Source organism: Variovorax sp. P1_H12_2 (genome assembly GCF_056405335.1).
Window position 1 is genome coordinate 36,012 of sequence record NZ_JBFUCI010000006.1, and the last position, 7,429, is coordinate 43,440.

Below are 7,429 nucleotides of genomic sequence, written 5' to 3' on the forward strand. Positions count from 1 at the left end.
CCCCCGGCTCCCATACAAACAATACTCACACTCGTCGCCACCCTCTAGGAATTCTCTGGCCTCGAAAGGGCCTCCAATAATAAAAAATAAAAATGGGGCACGCAGCCTGGCTGCCGATCAGGGATGACCGGCACGCCTAGAGGCGCGATCGCTGACGCGAAGCCCTCTCAGATTTGAATCAGAACGAATTGAAATCGGCCGCTCATTGGCCGCACGAGCACGTGCGTCATCGAGGAGCAAGTCCGCAACCAAAACCCAGGTGGCTCTGGAAGCTCAAAAGCGACGATCGGTTTGCCAATTCACCTCGCCACTGCGATTTCAACGCAGCCGTGAGTTTAACGCCGATCGAGTTGCGCACCGGATACGAAAGCCGCACCCGTCGAGGACGTGAATTGTGTCCTGTCAAAAAAAGCAGTACTTTTTGTTGCGGAATAATGCAACTACATGTATCTTTGCGCCCGTTTGCGCAGCGGCCCCGCCGTGTAGGGGCGGTGGGAACACAAGGCGTTCCTGGCCAGCAACGCAGCAAAACAACACAAACACATCTTGATGGAGACGAGTGAATGAGAAAGTGGATTCTTGCCGCCGGCATCCTGGCCGCGGCGACATTGGCATCTTGCGGCGGCGGCGGCGGCGGCGGTGGGGGAGGCGGCGGCATCGGTGGCATCACAGGCGTGGCCCCCAAGCCGGCCTTGACCGCGTCGGTGAAGATCAACGGGCAGGCCGCAACGGCCCAGAGCGCAGACCAGTACGCCGTGAAGCCCGGCGACACGGTGGAGATCACGCCCAGTCAGAGCGTCGCGTGGACCGGCAGCAGTTCGCCGGCCGGCATCACCGCCAAGGGCCTCGCCAGCACACTCACCCAATGGAGCGCGCAGCTGATCAACGAGACCTCCTCGCCGGCCACCTACACGGTGACCGCGTCGGCGGGCGCCGAAGCAGCAAACACCAAGGCGCTGCAATTCGTGGTGGCGGGCGCCGACCTGCGCAACGGAAGCTACAAGGCCTTCGCCACCAACGGAACCCGGCAAACGCTTGCGCTCGACTTCGACACCCGCGCCTACACCTGGACCGACAGCAACAACGCCGTGCTCGCCGGGACCTTTGCCGCGGATCCCAATGAGGCTGGCACGTATGTCTTCCAGTCCGCCCGGATCACCACCGCAGCGAACACCGCGCGCTTTCGTGTCAACCAGGACACCGTGATCGGCGCATTTCCCTTCGTCGTGACGCAATCGGCGACCGAGATCCATGCCATCCAGCCTTTCGTGGCCTCGCGAGCGCTGGAAACGCAGCAGGCGGCACTGGACGGCGTCTACAACCGCTTCGGCATCGACGTAGGCCCGACTGCGCAGAACTCCGATATCTCCCAGTTCGAGATCTCGGGAGGAGGCACCAAGCTCGTTCGCTGCAACGCCGCCAACATCTTCCGGATCGAACTCTGCCCGATCGCTGATCAGCAGACCTGGCAAATCTCCCCCGGCAGCGTGAGCGGCATGTGGACCATGGTTGAATCGGCCTCGCCTTCGAACACCGCCAACATCGCGCTGGCGCGCATCGGCGACCAGAAGATTTTCCTGATTGCCGGGAAGTCCGCGAGCGACCCGCGCACCGCCGTTTTCCGGATCGGCGTGCCCGAAGGCAATGCCTGGCCTGCCGGCACCGGCTACGGCTCCGCCACGCCGGGCTCGTGGGCCCGCGTACAGGTTTCGGCCAACAACACGTCGACGCGCAGCGGCGTCGCGACCGATGGCAGCGCGGTGCAGACCTCCAATGCTTTCAATGCGATGGGAGCCAGCCAACCGAATGGAATGCGCAGCTTGCCCAACGCGAGCACGGGCGCTTTCTACTTTGCGATGCAGGGCGCCAAGGTCTTCGCCATCATCGGTGCCAACGATCCCGCGCATGGCACCAATGGCTATCTGCAGATCAACTTGATGGATTGAGGCCACGGCTGGCTGCGACGGCCCGATCAGGACTTTCCCGGCAGTTCGCCGGCCCCCCCCAGCGCCTTCGACACCGCCACCAGGCCCAGCGCCAGCCGGCTCGTGCTTTCGGTGTACTCGCGCTGCGCCTGCAGCCAGGTGCGCTGGGCGTCGAGCTGAACCAGGAAATCGGTCAGGCCATGGTCGTAGCGCACGCGGGCCAGCTCCAGCGCGTCGCGGCTGCTGSGCTCCCGCACGGCCAGCTGCACGTTGCGCAGCCGCTCGGCCGAATAGACGCTCAATGCATCGTCGATCTCGTGCCAGGCCTTGAGCACGGTCTGCTGGTAGGCCACGGCGGCCTCCTGCTGCTGCTGCTCGCGCAGGGTCACGGTGGCGCGCCGGCGCCCGCCATCGAAGACCGGTATCTGCAGGCTGGGCCCGACGAACCACTGGCGGCTGCCCCATTCGCCGAAGGTGCTGGCCTCGACCGACTCGAAGCCGAAGTTGGCGCCGAGCGTGATGCGCGGATAGAGCTCCGCCACCGCAACGCCGATGTTCGCGGTGGCCGCATGCAGCTGCGCCTGGGCGAGCTGGATGTCGGGACGGCGCAGCGCCAGCTCCGAGGGCAGGCCGAGCGACAGGTCCGGCAGCGGGCGCTCGGTCGTGTCGGTCGGGCCGGCCAGCTGGGCCTGCAGCGCGCCGGGCCTCTCGCCTACGAGCAGCGTGATCTGGTTTGCGGCCACCGCCTCCTGCACCAGCAGTTGCGGCACGCGCGCGCGCAGATCGGCCGTCTGGGCCTTCTGCCGCGTCACGTCGAGGTCGGTCGTGAGGCCGGCGTCGGCGCGCGCCCTGACCAGTTCGAGCGTTTCCTCGGCCGCGGCGATGTCGGCGCGCGCGATGCGGATCTGGCGCTGTACCGCGCGCAGCTCGAAATAGTGGCGCGCGAGCTCGGCCTGCACGCTGAGCTGCACTTGCGCCAGCAGTGCCCGCGAGGCGGCGACGTTGGCATCGGCTGCCTCGATCGAGCGCCGCACGCGGCCCCAGACGTCGATCTCCCAGGAAGCGTCGAAGCCGGCCTGGAAGAGGTCGTGCGGTTCGCTCAGCGTCTGGATCAGCTGCTCGCGGTTGGCCGGGTTGAGGGCGCCGATCAGGCGCGTCGGATCGCCGTCCTCGCTCTGGCGTATGCGCCGCGCGCCGGCGCTGGCGTTGACCTGCGGCACCCGCTGCGACTGCACGACCAGCAGTTGCGTGCGGCTTTGCGCGAAGCGAAGCGCCGCGGTCTGCAGGTCGGGGCTGGCGGCCAGGGCGCGGGCCTCCAGCGCATCGAGCACCGGGTCGCCGAACATGGTCCAGGCGGCCGGCGGCGCCATGCTCGTGCGCTCGCGCTCCTGCGGCGCGATCAGCTCCGGCGAGCCGCCGTGCCAGGCCGAGAAGCTGGGCGGCGAGGCCGGCACTTCGGGCTTGAAATCGGGGCCGACGGCGCAGCCGGCCAGCATCAGCGCGGCCAGCCCCGCCGTGCGATGCAGTGAGCGAAGGGAGCTTGTCATGTCGGTGTCCTTGCAAGGGAGCGGCTCAGACCAGCCGATGGCGGAACAACCAGGCCGCCAGCGGCAGCGTGACGGCCGCGATCACCAGCAGCGGGATCAGGTTGTGCCAGACCGCGGCGAGCCCGACGCCTTCGAGATAGACCCGCTGCACCAGGTCGATCGCGAAGCGCAGCGGGTTGGCCAGCGTCGCGATCTGCAGCGCCTGCGGCATATTGCTGACAGGGGTCGTCAGGCCCGACAGCAGCATCATCGGCATGATCAGCACGAAGGTGTAGAGCATGGCCTGCTGCATGTTGGCCGACACCGCCGAGATCGACAGGCCGATGCCGACGCTGGCGACGGTGAAGCAGGCCAGGCCGGTGTAGAGCGTGAGGAAGGAGCCCGCCATCGGTACCCGGAACCACAGCAGCGTGATGAGCAGCACCAGGGTGGACTGCACGAGGCCGATCATCACCGGTGGAATGGCCTTGCCGATCATGATCTCGGTGGGCGACAGCGGCGTGACGAGCAACTGGTCGAAGGTGCCTTGCTCGCGCTCGCGCGCCACGGAGAGTGCGGTCAGCAGCAGGGTCTGGATCATGCTGAGCGCGGCGATCAGGCCGGGCATGAAGTTCCAGCGCGTTTCGAGGTTGGGGTTGAACCAGGCGCGCGATTCGATCGCGATCGGCGCCTGGCGCCCGCCGTGCTGCCGGCGCCATTCGTCGTTGAAGCTGGCCACGACCGAGCTCACGAAGCCCGCCGACGAGCCTGCGGTGTTGGAGTTGCGCGCATCGATGATGACCTGGATCGGTGCCGCCTCGCCCGCGTGGAGCTGCTGCGCGAACTGGGGCCCGATCTGGATCACGACCAGCGCGTCCTGCGCATTGACGATCGGCGCGATCTGCTCGGGCGAGGTGAGCGTCGCCGCGCGGCGGAAGACGCCGGTGCCGTCGAGCCTGGCGATGAGCGCGGTCGAGGCGCCGCTGCGGCTCTGGTCGAGCAGCGCGTAGTCGACGCGGCTCAGGTCGTAGGTGGCGGCATAGCCGAACAGCAGGCTTTGCATCAGCGCCGGCACGATCAGGATGACCCGGCTGGACGGGTCCTTGAGGATCGCCAGCAGCTCCTTGCGGCAGAGGTGGGCGACGCGCCGCACGAAGTCGATGAATGAGCCGTTCATGATCCTCAATCCAGCGTCTTGCGCGTGACAAAGCGCGCGACGCCGAGCAGCACCACCGCGTAGGCGATCAGGATCGCGCAGTTCCTGAAGATCAGCGACCATACGTTGCCCGCGAGGAACAACGTGCGCAGCAGCTCCATGAAGTAGGTCGCCGGCAGCGCCTGGCCCACGATGCGGACGACCATCGGCACGTTGCGCAGGTCGAACAGAAAGCCCGACAGCATCAGCGACGGCAGGAAGCTCGAGATCAGCGCCACCTGGCTCGCGAGGAACTGGTTGCGCGTGACGGACGAGATGACCAGGCCCACGGCCACCGCGACCAACAGATAGAGCATCGCGCTGACGACGAGCGCGATGAGCGAGCCATGCATCGGGACCTCGAACAGGAAGCGCGCGGCGATGAGGCACAGCAGCAGCCCGACCATGYCGATGCCGAAGTAGGGAATGATCTTCGCCAGCAGGATTTCCACCGGACGCACGGGCGTGACGAACAGGGCCTCCAGCGTGCCGCGCTCCCATTCGCGCGCCATCACGAGCGCGGTGAGAAAGGCGCCGACCAGCGTCATGATGAGCACGATCAGCCCCGGCACGAGGTACCAGGTGCTGGTGTTGGCGGCGTTGAACCACAGCCGCTGCTCGATGGTGACCGCGCCGACGCCGGGCGCCGCGACGGCGCCGCGGTCGGCCAGCCGCACCGCGTTCTGTGCCAGGGCACCGCTCGCGTAGCGCAGCACGATGCCGGCCTTGTTCGCATCGGCGCCGTGCACGATCACCTGGATGCTGGCGTCGCCGGCCGCGAGCCGGCGCGAGAAGTCGCCGGGCACGCGCACGATGCCGTCGACCTTGCGCTGGTGCATCAGCACCTCGGCCTCGTGCATCGAGGTCAGCATCACCGGCGAGATGTACGGCGTGAGCTGCAGGCCCGCGACCGCCTGCACGGCGGTGGGCGAGGTGTCTTCGAGCACCACGGCCATCGGCGCGTTCCTGACGTCGAGCGAGAGCCCGTAGCCGAAGATCAGGATCAGGATGATCGGCAGCAGGATGCCGATCGCGAGGCTGCTCGGGTCGCGCACCAGCTGCCGCGTCTCCTTGCGCGTGAGCGCGATCAGCCGTTGCCAGAAGCGGCTGTGGGCGGCCGGAGGCTGCGTGGGCGCGGTCATGGCGATGCTTTCGCGGCGTCGCGGGCCTGCGTCACGATGTCGATGAAGGCCTCTTCCATGCTGAGCCGGCTGTCGGGGGCGCTGCCCGCCTGCACGCGCACCTGCTGCGGCGTGCCGATGGCGAGCAGCTTGCCGGCGTCCTGGATCACGATGCGGTCGCAGTACTCCGCTTCTTCCATGAAGTGCGTGGTGATGATCACCGTCACGCCGGCCTCGGCCAGCGCCGTGATGCGGCGCCAGAACTCGCGCCGCGCCAGCGGATCGGTGCCGCTCGTGGGCTCGTCGAGAAACAGGATCTCCGGCTCGTGCAGCAGGCCGGTCGCCATCGCCAGACGTTGCTTGAAGCCGCCGGGCAGCTGGCCGCTGGTCGCATGCGCCTGGCCGAGCAGGTCGAATTGCTGCAGCACCGTCTGCATGCGCTCGCGAAGCCGCTGCCCGCGCAGGCCGTAGGCACCGCCGAAGAACTGGAGGTTCTCGGTGACGGTGAGGTTGCCGTAGAGCGCGAACCTCTGCGAGACGTAGCCGATCCGCCCGCGTGCCTGCGCGCGCGCGGTGCGCAGGTTCAGGCCGGCCACCTGCAGGAAGCCGCTGCTGGCCGGCAGCAGCCCGCAGAGCATGCGAAAGGTGGTGGTCTTGCCGGCGCCGTTGGGACCGAGCAGGCCGAAGATCTCGCCGCGCCGCACGTCGAATGTGGTGCTCGCAACGGCGGTGAAGTCGCCGAACTTGCGCACCAGGTCCTTCACCTGGATGACGATCTCCTGCGCGTCGGCGGCGGGCGGTGCCGACTGCGCGGGCGGGTGTGGGGCGGCCGTCGCGGCTGCGGCTTTCTGCTGCGTGCGCAGCAGCACCATGAAGCCGTCCTCCAGGCGCGCGGGCACGGGCGCCACCGGCGCGCCCGCGAGCAGGGCGTTCACGGACGCGGCCTGCGCCTCGGGCCGGCGGATGAAGCGCACTTCACCGCCTTGCGGCACGGCATCGATGATCGAAGCGGGCGCATCGAGCAGGCGCGCCTGCAAGGTGCGCGGCGCCGTGCCGCGAGGCGGCGTCGAGACGAAGCAGAAGCCGTTCGCGAGGTCGCGCAGCTGCTGCGGCGCGCCTTGCGCGATCAGCCGGCCGCCATGCAGCACGAAGACCTGCGCGCAGCGCTCGGCGTCGTCCAGGTAGGCGGTGCTGACGATCACGCTGAGGTGCTCTTGCTCGACCAGCTGCTGCACGATCTCCCAGAGCTCGCGCCGCGACAGCGGGTCGACGCCGACCGTGGGCTCGTCGAGCAGCAGCAGTTCGGGCGAGCGCACCAGGGTGCAGGCCAGGCCCAGCTTCTGCTTCATGCCACCCGAGAGCTTGCCGGCCGGGCGGGCCGTGAAGCGGCCCAGGTCGGTCATCGCCATCAGGCGCGCATAGCGCTCGCGCCGGGTTGCCTTGTCGACGCCGTGCAGGTCGGCATAGAGGTCGAGGTTTTCCTGCACGCTGAGGTCCTCGTAGAGGCCGAAGCGCTGCGGCATGTAGCTGATGCGGTCCTGCACCGCCTGCGGTTCGCTCGCCACGTCGATGCCCAGGACCTCGAGCCGGCCCTGGTCGGCGCGCATCAGCCCGGCCGCGAGCCGCAGCAAGGTGGTCTTGCCGGAGCCGTCCGGGCCGACC

Annotated in this window: 5 protein-coding genes; 1 reads left to right on the forward strand and 4 read right to left on the reverse strand. The window is 68.1% G+C overall.

What is annotated here, in order from left to right:
- The first annotated feature begins 563 nt into the window (after positions 1–563).
- Positions 564–1,946, forward strand: coding sequence for a hypothetical protein (locus tag AC1D2K_RS01720; RefSeq protein ID WP_478085806.1), 1,383 nt, complete (start codon positions 564–566; stop codon positions 1,944–1,946).
- A gap of 26 nt (positions 1,947–1,972) precedes the next feature.
- On the opposite strand, the gene AC1D2K_RS01725 is transcribed toward AC1D2K_RS01720, so the two are convergent.
- The 4 genes from AC1D2K_RS01725 to AC1D2K_RS01740 form a co-directional block, all read right to left on the reverse strand.
- The gene (locus AC1D2K_RS01725) at positions 1,973–3,472 is read right to left on the reverse strand and encodes an efflux transporter outer membrane subunit (RefSeq protein WP_478085807.1); all 1,500 of its coding nucleotides are present in this window, start codon (positions 3,470–3,472) and stop codon (positions 1,973–1,975) included.
- A gap of 25 nt (positions 3,473–3,497) precedes the next feature.
- On the reverse strand, positions 3,498–4,628 hold the full coding sequence (locus tag AC1D2K_RS01730) for an ABC transporter permease (RefSeq protein ID WP_478085808.1): 1,131 nt from the start codon (positions 4,626–4,628) through the stop codon (positions 3,498–3,500).
- 5 nt (positions 4,629–4,633) lie between these two features.
- Positions 4,634–5,788: an ABC transporter permease gene (locus tag AC1D2K_RS01735; protein ID WP_478085810.1), complete on the reverse strand. Its 1,155-nt coding sequence runs from the start codon at positions 5,786–5,788 to the stop codon at positions 4,634–4,636.
- A partial coding sequence (locus AC1D2K_RS01740) for an ATP-binding cassette domain-containing protein (protein WP_478085812.1) occupies positions 5,785–7,429 on the reverse strand: 1,645 nt, incomplete at its 5' end. The genes AC1D2K_RS01740 and AC1D2K_RS01735, both read right to left, overlap by 4 nt.

Excerpts from the sequence above, each read along its gene's own strand:
- AC1D2K_RS01720 (WP_478085806.1), top strand. The coding sequence starts at position 564 with ATGAGAAAGTGGATTCTTGCCGCCGGCATCCTGGCCGCGGCGACATTG.
- AC1D2K_RS01730 (WP_478085808.1), bottom strand. The coding sequence starts at position 4,628 with ATGAACGGCTCATTCATCGACTTCGTGCGGCGCGTCGCCCACCTCTGC.